Here is a 14,727-nt window from a genome sequence, read left to right as displayed (position 1 = left end):
ATGTGGTATTTCGCATGGATTCTCGGGATTTTAATGGCGTGCTTTGCAGGCGTATTAAGTGCCCTTTATATCGAACATCATCAAGATTTGGATGAGGAATAAACAATGACAGAGATCGCAATGACAGCAGAAGGAAGCAAGCCAAATAAATTTGTAATGGCCATTTCATTTTTGATGGCATTGCCTCTTGCTACGGTGTTGCTAATTCACCCAGCCCTCATGCTCGATGCCAATGGTCACTATAATCATAGAGCCTTGATGATGATCATGATTGGCATTTCAGGTGGATTTATTTACGGCGTAGGATTTCTGCCTAAGTTTTGGCTGTGGAAATGGCTATTTAGTCCATATATCGCATGGCCATTGATGATCTGGGGTTATTACACCTGGTTCCTCACCTAATTCTTTAAACGTTCTAAAAAGCCCACATTTGTGGGCTTTTTTACATCTACTTATAACGCGCTAAAATCTTTTCCCGCTCTTCTTTCGATATATCTTCAGGCAACATAAAACATTCACGATACTTTTGAAGAAAAATCTGAATAAGCTTTTGACGATCAGGCAAAGTATGTTTTAAATAAATCTGTGCACTCATCATTGTTAAATTGTTAGATTGCTTAATAATCAATTTTTTGTGTTCATCACCCAAACCAAAGGTGTGACGCAAAAATGTTTGCTTCCCACTATGTACAATTGAATTAAGATAATCCAAAGAGAATAACTTGAACTCTTCGAGTTGAGCGACAATATGCTTGATTTCCTGAATTTCCTTCAAAGCTTCAATCATCGGCGTTGCAGTAAAACGGCTAATACTTTTATGTTCCTTTAAAGTAAGCTGCTCTATTGAATCCAGCACGCCCAACTCACACACTTGCTCATCCGTTGCTACAAATAATATCCAATAAGCACGCACTAAAGATTCAAATTGTGTACGAAACAACGCAAGAGCCGATATAAACAGTTCAGTTTCTAATAATGTTTTAACCGCTAATCCATGTTCAATCGATATGTCACAACACTGATATACTAAATCTAGACGTAGCCCGCCATCTACAAATTCAGACTGCGATAATTCTTGATTTAATTCATTAACCATCGTCATTGATTGTTCAAATAAATCCATTTATTTTCCCCCAAAAATAAAAAAGCCAGATCAAATCTAGCTTTTTAATATTAATATCAACATCAACGATGGGTATGGATCGACATCACAATCCCCATACTCGCCAGTAATGAAATTACTGCCGAGCCACCATAACTCATCAGTGGCAGAGGGTCCCCAGTTACAGGTAAAATTCCGCTGGCCATTCCTGAGTTTAAAAATACAAAGAAAAAGAACGTCAGCCCGATAGCACCCGCATATAAGCGTCCAAAATTATGAAAACTATTCAAGCCAATCATCAAGCAACGGATAATAATTGCAGCAAACAGACTAAATAATAAAAATACCCCGACAAAGCCATATTCTTCAGCATAGGCAGACATAATGAAGTCGGTATGATTTTCAGGCAAGTAACCCAAATGCGACTGAGTACCGGTCAAATATCCTTTCCCGGTTAACCCCCCAGAACCAATAGCAATTTTGGACTGGATGATGTTCCAGCCAGCACCCAATGCATCGGACTCAGGATCAAATAAGGTCAAGATACGTTTCTTTTGATAGGTTTGCAGTACAAACATCCATAAAACCGGTGCTGCAACAGCCAAAGCCGTCAGAGCTCCCAGAATCAAACGCCAAGACATGCCACACAGAAACAAGACAAAAACACCGGGAATAATCAGACCAATGTTCAAATCTGGTTGTAGTGCCACCAGTACAAACGGAATCATCATCAGGATGAGCCCAGTCACGATCTGCAAAAAGGTAGGTGGAAATACACGACGTGAAAAATACCATGCCATCATCAGCGGCATGGCAAATTTCATGATTTCACTGGGCTGCATACTACCAATGCCCGGAACCGTCAGCCAGCGCTTTGCCCCCAAACGCGTATCACCAATCACCAGAACCAGCACCAGTAGCACCATGCCCAGCATATAAAAATATGGACTGACCGCCTGATAAACTTTTGGCGGAACCTGGGCACATAAAAACATGAGGATGAAACCGACACCAAAACTGGTGGCCTGACGAATCACCATACTGCTATCTTGCAGAGTTGCGCTATAAACCACCATCAATCCCAATATTGAATTCAATACCAGAAAAGAAAGCAGCCATGGATCCAAGTGTAATTTGGCCCATCTGGATGAGTCATGTTTAATGCTTCTACCATCACGTAAAGAGTGACGTAAAAAACGATACTGGGGGGATGGTATCATTTGAAATATTTGAACAAGCTAGAGACAGCGCAAATTATAAGTTTAAAGTGTTTAAATAACATCATTAAGTCCCATATTTCTGCATTTTTATCTTGTAGACTTTAAACTGCTTGCTGGGAGGCTAAGATTAAACGTGCCAACTCCAGATCATCGGCATAGGTAATTTTAATATTATCTGATCGACCCTGTACCACTTTTACTGGTTCACCCACGTACTCCAGAGCACTGGCTTCATCGGTAATGGTCATACCATCCTGCAATGCTTTTTCAATGGCATGTTTTAAGATACCTAATCTTGAGATTTGGGGTGTCTGAGCTTGCCATAAATGGTCTCGACTAACTGTCTTGGCAATTGTATTTGCATGTGCAACATATTTTAAGGTGTCACGAACGGGAATCGCCAAAATCGCACTGCAATTTTCCTGAATAGCCGTATTCACCAACAGCTGCAAGCAGTCTTGGGTCACACAAGGACGTGCGGCATCATGTACCAATACCCAATCCTCTTCAGCTGCAAATGCTTCAAGATAGCTTAAGGCATTCAGAACCGAATTCACCCGTTCTGCGCCACCCGGACAAAAATGAGCCTTTTCAGGATGGGAGAATGTCAAGGTTTTTGCAACATCATCCTGTGTACCAATAGCCAGAACATAACCTGCCAAAGGCAACTGATTCAGACGTGCAACGGTATGCTCAAGTACGGTTAGATCTTGAATCTGTTGATATTGTTTAAGTTCAGTTTTAGAAAAACGACTTCCGGAACCAGCAGCAGGAATAACTGCCCAAATTTTATGGTGCACTTTCTACGGGTGCTCCAGTTTCATTTTCATTGGTTCTTAAATCTGCTTTGGCATTTGGATCAATATAAATAGGCTTATAGTTTGTACTAATAGTACTCATTTGTACAAAAGTTTCATGCGGCTTGATCAAGCCCAAGTCTAAACGCGCATGCTCTTCAATGGCTTCAATACCATTTTTCAAGTCATAAACTTCAGCAGCGAGAACTCGGTTACGTTCTTTAAGTTCCGTATTTAATTCTGTTTGTTGTTGAATTTTTTCAGCCAGTTTTTGATGGTCATGGTAACCACCTTCACCAAACCAGAATAAGTACTGAAACCCTGCGATCAAAATGATCGCAAGGCCCAATAATGCTTTACTCACTTTGGAGTCAAATACATTGAATAGAGATAGCATGATATGTGCTTAGTTCAAACCTTTGAACTCAGCTTTACCGCGATATGCAGCTTTAGTCAATTCTTCGATACGAAGTAATTGGTTATATTTTGCTACACGGTCAGAACGGCAAAGTGAACCTGTCTTGATTTGACCCGCTGCTGTACCTACTGCAAGATCAGCAATAGTCGAATCTTCAGTTTCGCCTGAACGGTGAGAAATTACTGTAGAGTAACCATTTGCTTTCGCAAGATAGATAGCATCTAGAGTTTCAGTCAAGGTACCGATCTGGTTGTATTTGATCAAGATAGAGTTAGCAACTTTCTCATTGATACCGCGTTGAAGGATTTTTGGATTGGTTACGAACAGGTCATCACCCACCAACTGGATCTTGTCGCCAAGGATAGAAGTCAGGTAAGACCAGCCTTCCCAGTCAGACTCATCCAGGCCATCTTCAATCGAGATGATTGGGTATTGGTTTACAAGACCCGCAAGGTAGTCAGAGAACTGGTTGCTTGTGAATGCTTTGTTGCCTTCGCCAGCAAGAATGTACTGACCATCTTTGTAGAATTCTGAAGATGCGCAGTCAAGTGCAAGCATAATATCAGAACCCGCTTTATAACCCGTTTGCTCAATCGCAGAAAGGATTACAGTAATCGCTTCTTCATTTGAACGTAAGTTTGGTGCAAAACCACCTTCATCACCCACCGCAGTATTCAAACCTTGTTTCTTTAAAACTGATTTTAAAGAATGGAAGATTTCAGCACCCGCACGTAACGCTTCAGAGAATGAAGTAAAGCCAACTGGCTCAATCATAAACTCTTGAATGTCAACGTTGTTGTCTGCGTGTGAACCACCGTTAAGGATGTTCATCATTGGAACAGGCATAGTTAAAATGCTGTTGTTACGAAGGTCTGCGATGTATTGGAAAAGAGGAATTTTCTTTTCGTCAGCAGCAGCACGTGCAGCAGCCAAAGATACCGCTAGAGTTGCGTTCGCACCTAGTTTTTCTTTGTTTTCTGTACCGTCAAGCGCGATCATGGTGTTATCAATATCTTTTTGTTCAAAGACTGATTTACCCAACAATGCGTCACGAATTACTGTGTTAACGTTGTTAACTGCAGTTTTAACGCCTTTACCCAAGTAACGCGCTTTATCGCCGTCACGAAGTTCTAAAGCTTCACGAGAACCAGTTGAAGCACCAGATGGTGCACATGCACGGCCAACTACGCCAGATGCCAAGATTACGTCTGCTTCGATGGTTGGGTTACCACGAGAGTCCAAAATTTCACGTGCACGAATGTCAACGATTTGACTCATGAACAATTCCTCAGTTGATGAATAACGCGATGCTTTAGAAGGCATCAAGGTGTATATGATTTAGTATGTATCTAACTTTTTGAAACCTTTAACCAAGGTATCCAATTCTTTCAGCTGCGCCAGGAATGGCTCCAGTTGCGACATACGAAGTGCACAAGGACCATCACATTTAGCATGTTCTGGATCTGGATGAGCTTCCAAGAATAAACCAGCCAGACCAGTGGCCATACCCGCACGAGCCAAAGTGGTAATTTGCGCACGGCGACCGCCCGCAGAGTCTGCACGCCCACCTGGAGTTTGCAGCGCATGGGTGACATCAAAGAATACAGGCACATTCATTTCTTTCATGATGTCGAAGCCCAGCATATCTACAACCAGGTTGTTATAGCCAAAGGCCGAACCACGTTCACAAAGAATCAGCTTGTCATTTCCGGCTTCCAGACACTTATGCAAAATATGGCGCATTTCGTGTGGCGCAAGGAATTGTGCTTTTTTGATATTGATGATGGCATCGGTTTTTGCCATAGCTTCAACCAGATCAGTCTGACGGCTCAAGAATGCTGGAAGCTGGATAATATCCGCCACTTCAGCAACAGGTGCAGCCTGATAAGGTTCATGTACATCAGTAATGATGGGTACATTGAAGTGTTTTTTAATGTCTGCTAACCACTCGATCCCTTTTTCCAAGCCTGGGCCACGGAAAGAGTTCAAGCTTGAACGGTTGGCTTTATCAAAACTTGCTTTAAACACGTAAGGAATTTCCAGACGTTTGCAGATATCAACATAAGTTTCTGCAATTTCAAAAGCAAGGTCTTTTGACTCAAGTACATTCATTCCGCCGAATAATACAAATGGCAAGTGATTTGCCATTTGTATATCGCCTAAACGTACAATTTCTTGTGGTTTTAATTGCGACATTTAAACTTTCCTAGTTTAGTCTTGCCCAGCCATTATTTGGTTTTTTGGTACTGTTTTTTCGCAGCATCAATAAAGCTGGCAAATAATGGGTGCCCATCACGTGGTGAACTTGTAAATTCCGGGTGGAATTGTACAGCAATAAACCAAGGATGTTGAGGAATTTCAACTGTTTCTACCAAATGTTGTACTGGTGAATAACCTGAAATCTTCAGACCTTTCTCTTCTAGCGCAGGAATGAAACGGTTGTTCATTTCATAACGGTGACGGTGACGTTCGATAATTTCATTCGAACCATACACTTCTGCAGTTTTTGTACCTGCAACCAGCTCAGATTTTTGCGCACCTAGACGCATGGTTCCGCCAAGATCAGAATCTACAGAACGCTGTTGAACTTCGCCACGCTCATCCAGCCATTCGGTAATCAAACCAATTAAAGGTGATTTGGTTGAACGGTTGAATTCTGTGGATGACGCATCCGTGATACCCGCTACGTTACGCGCGTATTCGATCACTGCCAACTGCATACCTAAACAGATACCAAGGAATGGCACACCGTTTTCACGTGCATATTTAATTGCCAGCATTTTGCCTTCAGTACCACGCTCACCAAAACCGCCCGGAACCAGAATGGCATCTGCATCTTTAAGCGCTTCATTCACATCTTGGCTTTCAAGATCTTCAGCATTGACATAGTCAATTTGGACTTTGACACGGTTTTTAATGCCCGCATGAAGAAGTGCTTCGTTTACAGATTTATATGCATCTGGAAGCTCAACGTATTTACCTACCATCGCCACACGTACTGTGTATTCAGGGTTTAATAAAGCTTCTACAACATTGTCCCAGTCTGAAAGATCCGCTTCAGGCAGGTCGTTATAACCAAAACGTTCACAAATTAAATCGTCAACATCCTGTTCATAGAACGTACGCGGGATTTGATAAATAGTACGTGCATCTTTACAGACCACAACCGCACGCGCTTCCACGTTAGTGAATAATGCAATTTTACGGGTTGTATCTGCATCAACATCATGCTCGGTACGGCAGATTAAAATATCTGGTTGAATACCAATCGATAACAACTCTTTCACTGAGTGCTGAGTCGGTTTGGTTTTCAGTTCTGCTGCTGACTTGATGTATGGAAGTAAAGTCAAGTGCATCAACATGGTACGTTTATGACCAAGCTCTACCATTAACTGACGTACAGATTCCATGAACGGGAGAGATTCGATGTCACCTACTGTTCCGCCAATTTCCACAATTGCGACGTCATAGCCTTCGCCAGCGCGAAGCACACGTTCTTTAATATTATCGGTAATATGTGGAATAACCTGAACAGTACCACCCAGATAGTCACCACGGCGTTCTTTATTTAAAACATCCTGATAAACACGACCTGATGTGAAGTTGTTCAGTTTGGTCATTTTCGCACGACGTAAGAAACGTTCGTAATAACCCAAGTCTAAGTCAGTTTCAGCACCATCCTCTGTGACAAAAACTTCACCGTGTTGGAACGGACTCATCGTTCCTGGATCGACATTAATGTATGGATCCATTTTGACCATGGTCACTTTTAAACCACGGGCTTCTAAAAGCGCAGCCACAGATGCAGCTGAAATACCTTTACCTAGTGATGATACAACACCACCAGTAACGAAAATAAAATGGGTCATTAAGTTTCTCGTACAATGGAGCCTAAATTGGCCTACAATGTTGTGCGATTTTACTTTACTCTGTACCAATAAAGCAAAGTCATTCCGCATCAATTCATAGAACAATAAACAATTGGTTATTCTATCAGCATTTCCGATAAAAAATTAGGGTAAGCTGATAGGATTTTTATATTTGTATTTGCTGTTATAATAGCAACATCCAATTAATGCTTTATTTTGTGCGATTATGAATAACAAACTTTTACTTTGTGGTGCTATTGCAGCAAGTTTACTTTTAACAGCATGTGTAAAAAAAGAAACTCCAAAAGAAGATGAGCAAGAACAGGTTGAAACAACCGAGCAAACTGAACAAATGAATCAGCCTGCAGAAGCTGTACCTTTGGAAGCTATGGAAGATAACAACGCTCAAGCTCCAGCGCAGGTAGAAGTTGAACGTGAAGAAACGCCAAATACAACTACAGTCATTCGTCGTGAAGTGCGTGAAGCTCCTCAACAGACTACAACTGAAACTGCTCAAGCTGAAGCACCAAAAGCCCAACCAAAACCAGCTTCAGAAGCCCCCACCAAATCAAATAATGAAGCTCAGTCTGAAGATGATGCCGTTGCTGCTGCGATTGCTGCTGCGACTCCTGCTTTGGATCAATAAATTCAGTCAGCTTCAAAGACCCGTCTTTATGGCGGGTTTTTTATTGTGGTTTGTTTACCAGAGATCGAAAATAATTTATAGATTCTAAATAAACTTTTTATTTAAAAACAATCGAGATAAAGTTAAGCACAAAGAACATCGATTTAAAAAACACGAACCGAAAAATGAAAAACTGATTTTTTGTCTTTCACCATATTTTTGAGTGAAGTCTACCCAAGATAAAAAAATTTAAACTAAATAGTATTGATTTTGAGACAAAAACCTATGCTAAAACAATGTTGTGATTTGCTCGAAACACATCATTTAAAAATTGCTTTTATTGAAAGTGCCAGTTCGGGCTATCTTTCCAGTCAGTTTTCTATTTGCAAAAACAGTGGCGCAGAGATTTTACTGGGTGGGCTGGTCAGTTATGATCCATCAATCAAAATCAATATCCTGCATATTGATGCCAAGCTTATAGAAAAATACACTGCGGAATCTGCTGAAGTTACAGAAGCAATGGCAAGGCAAGGAAAAAATCTCTTTACTCAAGCTGATATTATTGTTGCTTGCACAGGTTTACTGAAACCTGGCGGTAGCGCAACAGAAAATAAACCTGAAGGCACATTTTTCACCTCAATTTTATATTTAAATAAAACACACAATTTTCAATATTTTATTGAGGGCACACCATTAAAACGCCTTGATGTTTTAACTCAATATATAGCAGATGAAATCATCAAACTTATTCAGAGTGTTTAGTGATGTTTAAACTCAAAATGTTCACATTCGGATTAATCCTGCTGCCATGCAGCAGTTTTGCAACCGTAGGTGGTCCTCAAAATATCGAAGTATTGGGCTATGAAAACAAAGAGCAAAAAGTCTATCTGCTTAAACATTATCTTGATGGTCGTGGTCGCCTACCGCAGCTTTATTATTATCAGTTTAAAAATACCCAGCAACCGGCAAAGCTGATTCAGGTGAATTCGCTATATATTAATCCTAAAACCAGGAAAATTGATTATGACCAAGATAGTCGGCAGTTCGATAAGGAAATAGTAAAAATTAAAAAGCGGCTTAACCCTCTTGCACCACTACCTAAATCAAGCATCAAGATTCAGGTATTAAAGAAAATCACCTCTAAAGAAAAATCTTGCTATGATCCGAAAGAATATATTCCGAAATATACTTATACATACCAACTCAGCAGTCAAAGCTTGAAAAGCCAGATCCATCAGGCAATCGATTATCGCCACGGATTAAGCATATCCCAAGCTTATAAGATTCCCCGGCAACAGAAGATATTAGCGGTGGTTAAATACCTGGGCATTCCTTTTGAAACAGGTTACACCATTGAAGATCCAGTTTTACTGACTGCAAAAAAATAAAGCCTCCGAAGAGGCTTTATTCATGCTTTTATCTTAAGCTACAGTACGCTCTGCAATTGGAACCACTTTACGCAGTTCAGGGCCGGTATAATCCGCACTTGGACGAATAATACGGTTGTCTGCACGCTGTTCCATTACATGGGCTGCCCAGCCTGTTACACGGCTCATTACAAAGATTGGTGTGAACAATTTGGTTGCAATCCCCATGAAGTGGTAAGCAGATGCATGGAAGAAGTCTGCATTACAGAACAATTTCTTCTCGCGCCACATCACCTCTTCACAGCGTACTGATACCGGGTAAAGTACTGTATCACCGACATCTTGAGCTAAACGCTCAGACCAGATTTTGATGATGCCATTACGTGGGTCATTGTCTTTATAGATTGCATGACCAAAGCCCATGATCTTTTCTTTACGCTCCAGCTTACCCAGCATTTCGCGTTCGGCTTCTTCTGGAGAGGTCCAGTTTTCAATCATTTCCATCGCTGCTTCATTGGCACCGCCATGTAATGGACCACGAAGTGAACCAATAGCACCAGTAATACATGAGTGCATATCAGACAACGTAGATGCACACACGCGCGCAGTAAATGTAGATGCGTTGAATTCATGCTCTGCATAAAGAATCAGCGACACATTCATCACCTGTTCATGCAATTCATTCGGTTTTTCACCACGCAGTAAATGCAGGAATTGTGCACCAATTGAATCATCATCGGTATTTTCTTCAATGCGCACGCCATCGTGGCTATAACGATACCAATAGCAAATAATTGCAGGTAAAGTCGCCAAAATACGGTCGGCAACATCTTGCTGCTCATCAAAAGATTTTTCAGTTTCCAAGTTGCCTAGCATGGACACACCGGTACGCATCACATCCATCGGATGCGAATCTGCCGGAATGCGTTCCAACACTTCTTTCAACGCTTGTGGAAGCTGACGTAAAGATTTCAATTTGGCCTTATAAGCCGCAAGCTGTTCAGTCGTTGGCAATTCACCAAAGAAGATAAGATAAGCCACTTCTTCAAATTGGCAATTTTCCGCCAGATCCTGCACATCATAACCACGATAGGTTAAGCCTGCGCCACTCTTACCAACAGTAGAAAGTGCGGTTTTACCTGCAACCTGTCCACGTAATCCTGCACCTGTCAGTACTTTTCCTTCAGCCATTTTTAATTCTCCATTTTGAATTATTTATTTAAAAAATTTATTTAAACAGTTTATCTAAAGTGTTCTCAAACGTATGATAATCAAGAAACTCGTAAAGCTCTTTACGCTGTTGCATCTTGTCCAATACATTCACTTGCGTACCGTTTTCACGGATAGAACGCATCACTTCCAATGCCGCTTTCTGCATTGCACGTGTCGCAGACAGTGGATAAAGTACCATACGAATACCTTGTTCACCCAACTCATCTACGGTGTAATAAGGCGTATCACCAAATTCGGTAATATTTGCCAATACAGGCACACCTACAGCATCACACACTGTACGATACATGGTAATGTCAGTCATCGCTTCAGCAAAGATTGCATCCGCACCAGCTTCAACACATGCACATGCACGGTCAATCACCGCTTGTAAACCTTCTTTTTGCAAGGCATCGGTACGCGCCATCACCACAAAGTTTGAATCAGTCTTGGCATCCACCGCTGCTTTAATACGGTCAACCATTTCCTGCTGGGTCACAATTTCCTTGTTTGGACGGTGACCACAACGCTTTTGTGCAACCTGATCTTCAATATGAACGGCTGCAGCACCAGCCGCAATCATCTGTTTAACAGTACGGGCGATATTAAATGCTCCGCCCCATCCCGTATCAATATCTACAAGTAAAGGCGTATCGACACGCTCAGTGATACGACGTACATCTTCCAGAACATTGTCCAAACTGGTCATACCCAAGTCAGGCAATCCGTAAGAATAGTTGGCAACTCCTGCGCCCGATACATAAATGGCTTTATAACCCACTTCTTTCGCCATCATGGCTGCATAGGCATTCACTGTGCCGATAATTTGTAATGGCTTTTCAACTTCCAGTGCTTGTCTAAATCTTAAGCCTGCAGACATTTGTTGTGTCATCTTCCTTTCCACAGTTTCACTTTATTTATCGAAGTTTGAGTATATCCATAAACTCCTGTTTGGCCATGACTCTTTAGAATTTTTACTCTATAACTTTAGTCAAATAATTCTCAAATTTATTGCACAATAAATTTTCGTGATATTAGATATTATTTATTTTTGATAAACACAGCTTTTTTGTATTCTAAATAAGCTAAATTTGAGCTATTTTCTAAAAAATGACTTTTTCAGTTCAAATCATGCCGTACGCGAGTACACTTCTACACAGCACGCTGTACATATATTTGTTATAATAACAATCTCCCTCCTATTTAATTGTTAGTTTTTTATCCAATATGCATAAAATCGCCCATTTAGCTCCTTTAGGTAAAGATATACCACCAACCAAGCGTGGTCATGAGCGATGTGTGGCATTATTAGTCAGTGCAACCGACCTGTTTTTAGAACGTGGTTACGATGCAGTATCACTGGATGATATTGTGCAACACGCAGGCGGATCTAAAGCTTCAATCTATAAATACTTTGGCAATAAAGAAGGCTTATTCAAAGCAATTTGTGATTATCGTCGGGAACAGTTTTTTAAAGATATCTGTATCCCTTTTGAACACGGTAAAGATGATCTTCGTGTCTATTTAATCCAAACCCTGATAAATGTTAAGCAACACTTGATGCTTCCAGAAAATGTAGCTTTCCTTCGTTTAATTATTGAACAGACACAGCGCAGCCCACAGCTTGCTCTTTACATTCACGAACAGGGTCCAAAGCATATTCAAATCGCCATAGCCAATGCGCTAACCAAAGCCGATGAAATCGGGATTATTCACTGTAAACAACCGATTTATTCTGCTCAACTATATTTTGGCATTATCCGCAATATTGAATGGTGCGTGCTCATGGGTGTACCAATTCGTGAAAATGATCAAGAAACCATCAATTACATTACTTATTGTGTAGATCGCTTTCTGGAAGGCCATCAACCCCGTTAGATTTTTTGCAATTTGCCTCGCATATAGTATATTAGCCGATTCCGTATTTTTTTCTTAACCAACCAGCAACTAATTACTGATAATTTATTTTCAGCGGTTATTGTGGAGTAAATGATGGCTCTCCGTCACTTTCTAACTTTACGTGATTTATCGACTTTAGAACTTAACCAAATTTTGCAACGCGGGATCGAACTCAAGCGTAAGCAGCATAACAATGAAGTTTTCCAACCTTTCGTTGGTAAAGTCATGGGTATGATTTTTGAAAAATCGAGTACTCGTACACGTGTTTCGTTTGAAGCTGGCATGAGTCAATTCGGTGGTAGCGCAATCTTTCTTTCTTCACGTGACTCCCAACTTGGTCGCGGTGAGCCAGTTGAAGATTCGGCACGCGTAATATCAAGCATGCTGGATATCGTAATGATCCGTACTTTCGGCCATGATATCGTTGAGCGTTTTGCTTCTTACTCAAAAGTACCTGTAATCAATGCATTAACAGATGATCACCACCCTTGCCAACTATTGGCTGACATGCAAACTTACCTTGAACACCGTGGTTCAATTGAAGGTAAAACCGTTGCCTGGATTGGTGATGGCAACAACATGTGCAACTCTTATATTGAAGCTGCACACATGTGGGGCTTTAAATTAAAAATTGCTGCGCCTAAAGGCTATGAACCACAAGAAAAATTCCTGACTGAATTTGCCCACTGTGTAGAACTTGTCGATTCAGCTGAAGATGCTGCGGTAAATGCCGATCTGATTGTGACTGATGTCTGGGCAAGCATGGGACAGGAAGAAGAGCAAAAAATCCGTGAACAAGCCTTTGCTGATTATCAGGTCAATGAACGCTTAATGGACCTTGCTCACCCAGATTGCTTATTCATGCACTGCTTGCCAGCTCACCGTGGCGAAGAAATCTCAGAAAACATGCTTGATCACAAAAATGCTGTGGTTTGGGATGAAGCTGAAAACCGCCTGCATGCACAAAAAGCACTGGTTGAATTCTTAATTAATGAAAATTTAAAGAAAGATTAAATTTTCAGCCTCAAGTTTTCTAAAAAAGTACCTTCGGGTGCTTTTTTTATGCCTATAAATTGTTTAATTTAAATCATAAGTATTCTCAGTGATGATGATCATGCCATTTAAAACAATATTTTTATGTTTAAGCACTTTTCTTATATTTAATACCGCACATGCCAAAGCCACCGAGCTCGACCAATATTTTGTTAAAAAGCAGATTCTGGATTCATCTTATAAAATTAAAGACCATAAAGCGCTGAATGAGATTTTAGATGTCATCAGTGATGAAGATTCGCGCACATTGCCTTTCCAGATCGATCAAAACATGCTGATGGAAAAATACCAAATGAGCGCGAATGGGGTAAAAATTGAAGGCATTATCACCACGCCTGATTTTACCCAGTTTGCCCAAGATGTTGGTGAAAAGGAAGTCAAAAAACTGCTGAGAAAAAATATTTTGCAGAACTGCAGCTTGTTGTTTGAAAATGAATTTCAACGTGTAAATCCCTATCATGTTGAATTAAAGCTGTCATCCGAAAGTAAAAACTATGACTTTAAGATTAAGAACAGTGAATGTTCTTTTTAAAAAGCTGTCTGATACGTTAGGCTAACTAACGTATCAAACCTTGCGGTTGTAAAATAATAATGCTTGCCCCAATCATCACTACAATTCCGCCCAGTAAATCCCAGCGACTTAATGCCACCTGATCAACAAATCTTAACCACATCAGTGCGGTAAAAATATAAATTCCACCATAGGCTGCGTAAATTCGTCCCGATGCAGCAGGATGTAGAGTGAGTAACCAGACAAATGTAGCCAGTGCCAGGACCGCTGGAATCCAAAACCACTGAGTTTTTCCCTGATTTAAAATAAGATAGGGAAAATAACACCCCAGAATTTCCATCACAGCAGTGACAAGAAATAAAAAGACCATGTTTAAAACTTTGGTAATTTGAATATCCATAAATTAAAGGTTACATCCGATTTCATTTTTCTAAAGATTTTGAAAATCATACTTGAGGTAAAACACAAAAAATTTAGATTGAAGCAAATAAAAACCCGTGCGAACACGGGTTTTTTATGAGTTATTTCTCTGTACACGACAAATTTCATAGGATCCTTGTCCTATCAGGCTTTTTCTTTCTTAAAATTGCTAGCACTTTCTTAAATTCTTCTTTTTTTCCAAAACCAATCAAACGTAGAATAGCCATTTGAACA

The 14,727-nt window shown here is 40.5% G+C and carries 18 protein-coding genes; 8 read left to right on the top strand and 10 right to left on the bottom strand.

Going from position 1 to position 14,727, the window contains the following annotated elements; translation table 11 throughout:
• Positions 1-102 carry a cytochrome bd-I oxidase subunit CydX gene (gene cydX / locus FTU91_RS06970; protein WP_002120988.1) on the top strand — a complete coding sequence of 34 codons (102 nt, stop codon included), beginning with the start codon at positions 1-3 and terminating at the stop codon, positions 100-102.
• 3 nt (positions 103-105) lie between these two features.
• Positions 106-402, top strand: a complete 297-nt coding sequence (locus FTU91_RS06965) for a cyd operon YbgE family protein (protein ID WP_086196312.1) — start codon at positions 106-108, stop codon at positions 400-402.
• Between the two features lie 46 nt (positions 403-448).
• Here the strand turns inward: FTU91_RS06965 and FTU91_RS06960 are convergent, their stop codons facing one another.
• From FTU91_RS06960 to FTU91_RS06930, 7 genes are all read right to left on the bottom strand, one after another.
• Complete coding sequence (locus FTU91_RS06960) at positions 449-1,123, bottom strand: hypothetical protein (RefSeq protein WP_180081588.1); 675 nt, start codon at positions 1,121-1,123, stop codon at positions 449-451.
• A 62-nt stretch (positions 1,124-1,185) separates the two neighbouring features.
• The gene (rodA, locus tag FTU91_RS06955; RefSeq protein WP_180043440.1) at positions 1,186-2,322 is read right to left on the bottom strand and encodes a rod shape-determining protein RodA; all 1,137 of its coding nucleotides are present in this window, start codon (positions 2,320-2,322) and stop codon (positions 1,186-1,188) included.
• Between the two features lie 101 nt (positions 2,323-2,423).
• Positions 2,424-3,122 (bottom strand): 2-C-methyl-D-erythritol 4-phosphate cytidylyltransferase, encoded by a 699-nt coding sequence (gene ispD / locus FTU91_RS06950; protein ID WP_180043438.1) that lies wholly within the window; start codon positions 3,120-3,122, stop codon positions 2,424-2,426.
• Positions 3,112-3,516, bottom strand: a complete 405-nt coding sequence (locus tag FTU91_RS06945) for a septum formation initiator family protein (protein ID WP_180043436.1) — start codon at positions 3,514-3,516, stop codon at positions 3,112-3,114. Before FTU91_RS06945 ends, ispD begins: the two co-directional genes overlap by 11 nt.
• Positions 3,517-3,525: 9 nt before the next feature.
• Positions 3,526-4,815 (bottom strand): phosphopyruvate hydratase, encoded by a 1,290-nt coding sequence (eno, locus tag FTU91_RS06940; RefSeq protein ID WP_086196318.1) that lies wholly within the window; start codon positions 4,813-4,815, stop codon positions 3,526-3,528.
• Between the two features lie 60 nt (positions 4,816-4,875).
• Positions 4,876-5,733 carry a 3-deoxy-8-phosphooctulonate synthase gene (gene kdsA / locus FTU91_RS06935; protein WP_180081586.1) on the bottom strand — a complete coding sequence of 286 codons (858 nt, stop codon included), beginning with the start codon at positions 5,731-5,733 and terminating at the stop codon, positions 4,876-4,878.
• Between the two features lie 32 nt (positions 5,734-5,765).
• Positions 5,766-7,406, bottom strand: a complete 1,641-nt coding sequence (locus FTU91_RS06930; protein ID WP_180043435.1) for a CTP synthase — start codon at positions 7,404-7,406, stop codon at positions 5,766-5,768.
• A 226-nt stretch (positions 7,407-7,632) separates the two neighbouring features.
• On the opposite strand from FTU91_RS06930, the gene FTU91_RS06925 reads away from it, so the two are divergent.
• The 3 genes from FTU91_RS06925 (at position 7,633) to FTU91_RS06915 (ending at position 9,419) form a co-directional block, all read left to right on the top strand.
• Positions 7,633-8,052 (top strand): internalin, encoded by a 420-nt coding sequence (locus tag FTU91_RS06925; RefSeq protein WP_180081584.1) that lies wholly within the window; start codon positions 7,633-7,635, stop codon positions 8,050-8,052.
• Between the two features lie 264 nt (positions 8,053-8,316).
• The gene (locus tag FTU91_RS06920) at positions 8,317-8,793 is read left to right on the top strand and encodes a CinA family protein (RefSeq protein WP_180081582.1); all 477 of its coding nucleotides are present in this window, start codon (positions 8,317-8,319) and stop codon (positions 8,791-8,793) included.
• A gap of 2 nt (positions 8,794-8,795) precedes the next feature.
• On the top strand, positions 8,796-9,419 hold the full coding sequence (locus FTU91_RS06915) for an aminotransferase (RefSeq protein ID WP_180081580.1): 624 nt from the start codon (positions 8,796-8,798) through the stop codon (positions 9,417-9,419).
• Between the two features lie 33 nt (positions 9,420-9,452).
• On the opposite strand, the gene prpC is transcribed toward FTU91_RS06915, so the two are convergent.
• Together prpC and prpB are read right to left on the bottom strand one after the other, a co-directional pair.
• Positions 9,453-10,589, bottom strand: coding sequence for a 2-methylcitrate synthase (prpC, locus tag FTU91_RS06910; protein ID WP_180043427.1), 1,137 nt, complete (start codon positions 10,587-10,589; stop codon positions 9,453-9,455).
• Between the two features lie 37 nt (positions 10,590-10,626).
• The gene (prpB, locus tag FTU91_RS06905) at positions 10,627-11,502 is read right to left on the bottom strand and encodes a methylisocitrate lyase (protein ID WP_086174234.1); all 876 of its coding nucleotides are present in this window, start codon (positions 11,500-11,502) and stop codon (positions 10,627-10,629) included.
• A gap of 335 nt (positions 11,503-11,837) precedes the next feature.
• On the opposite strand from prpB, the gene FTU91_RS06900 reads away from it, so the two are divergent.
• The 3 genes from FTU91_RS06900 to FTU91_RS06890 all read left to right on the top strand — a co-directional run bounded on the left by FTU91_RS06900 (position 11,838) and on the right by FTU91_RS06890 (position 14,094).
• Positions 11,838-12,488, top strand: coding sequence for a TetR/AcrR family transcriptional regulator (locus tag FTU91_RS06900; RefSeq protein WP_086196325.1), 651 nt, complete (start codon positions 11,838-11,840; stop codon positions 12,486-12,488).
• Positions 12,489-12,602: 114 nt separating this feature from the next.
• Entirely contained in the window at positions 12,603-13,523 is a 921-nt protein-coding gene (gene argF / locus FTU91_RS06895; RefSeq protein WP_180043425.1) for an ornithine carbamoyltransferase, read from the top strand.
• A 100-nt stretch (positions 13,524-13,623) separates the two neighbouring features.
• The gene (locus FTU91_RS06890; RefSeq protein ID WP_180043423.1) at positions 13,624-14,094 is read left to right on the top strand and encodes a hypothetical protein; all 471 of its coding nucleotides are present in this window, start codon (positions 13,624-13,626) and stop codon (positions 14,092-14,094) included.
• A 25-nt stretch (positions 14,095-14,119) separates the two neighbouring features.
• Here FTU91_RS06890 and FTU91_RS06885 read toward each other — a convergent pair whose 3' ends face one another.
• Positions 14,120-14,473, bottom strand: coding sequence for a YnfA family protein (locus FTU91_RS06885; RefSeq protein ID WP_180043421.1), 354 nt, complete (start codon positions 14,471-14,473; stop codon positions 14,120-14,122).
• Positions 14,474-14,727: the final 254 nt, after the last annotated feature.

This window comes from Acinetobacter sp. YH12201 (genome assembly GCF_013418145.1).
Taxonomy (GTDB): domain Bacteria; phylum Pseudomonadota; class Gammaproteobacteria; order Pseudomonadales; family Moraxellaceae; genus Acinetobacter.
Note: the sequence above shows the minus strand (reverse complement) of the source record. Positions and strands in the feature narration are given on the sequence as shown.

Coding starts and splice junctions, on each gene's coding strand:
- FTU91_RS06900 (WP_086196325.1), top strand. CDS start 11,838: ATGCATAAAATCGCCCATTTAGCTCCTTTAGGTAAAGATATACCACCA.
- prpB (WP_086174234.1), bottom strand. CDS start 11,502: ATGACACAACAAATGTCTGCAGGCTTAAGATTTAGACAAGCACTGGAA.
- FTU91_RS06915 (WP_180081580.1), top strand. CDS start 8,796: ATGTTTAAACTCAAAATGTTCACATTCGGATTAATCCTGCTGCCATGC.
- argF (WP_180043425.1), top strand. CDS start 12,603: ATGGCTCTCCGTCACTTTCTAACTTTACGTGATTTATCGACTTTAGAA.
- FTU91_RS06925 (WP_180081584.1), top strand. CDS start 7,633: ATGAATAACAAACTTTTACTTTGTGGTGCTATTGCAGCAAGTTTACTT.
- kdsA (WP_180081586.1), bottom strand. CDS start 5,733: ATGTCGCAATTAAAACCACAAGAAATTGTACGTTTAGGCGATATACAA.
- eno (WP_086196318.1), bottom strand. CDS start 4,815: ATGAGTCAAATCGTTGACATTCGTGCACGTGAAATTTTGGACTCTCGT.
- FTU91_RS06920 (WP_180081582.1), top strand. CDS start 8,317: ATGCTAAAACAATGTTGTGATTTGCTCGAAACACATCATTTAAAAATT.
- cydX (WP_002120988.1), top strand. CDS start 1: ATGTGGTATTTCGCATGGATTCTCGGGATTTTAATGGCGTGCTTTGCA.
- FTU91_RS06945 (WP_180043436.1), bottom strand. CDS start 3,516: ATGCTATCTCTATTCAATGTATTTGACTCCAAAGTGAGTAAAGCATTA.
- prpC (WP_180043427.1), bottom strand. CDS start 10,589: ATGGCTGAAGGAAAAGTACTGACAGGTGCAGGATTACGTGGACAGGTT.
- FTU91_RS06930 (WP_180043435.1), bottom strand. CDS start 7,406: ATGACCCATTTTATTTTCGTTACTGGTGGTGTTGTATCATCACTAGGT.
- FTU91_RS06960 (WP_180081588.1), bottom strand. CDS start 1,123: ATGGATTTATTTGAACAATCAATGACGATGGTTAATGAATTAAATCAA.
- FTU91_RS06885 (WP_180043421.1), bottom strand. CDS start 14,473: ATGGATATTCAAATTACCAAAGTTTTAAACATGGTCTTTTTATTTCTT.
- FTU91_RS06965 (WP_086196312.1), top strand. CDS start 106: ATGACAGAGATCGCAATGACAGCAGAAGGAAGCAAGCCAAATAAATTT.
- FTU91_RS06890 (WP_180043423.1), top strand. CDS start 13,624: ATGCCATTTAAAACAATATTTTTATGTTTAAGCACTTTTCTTATATTT.
- rodA (WP_180043440.1), bottom strand. CDS start 2,322: ATGATACCATCCCCCCAGTATCGTTTTTTACGTCACTCTTTACGTGAT.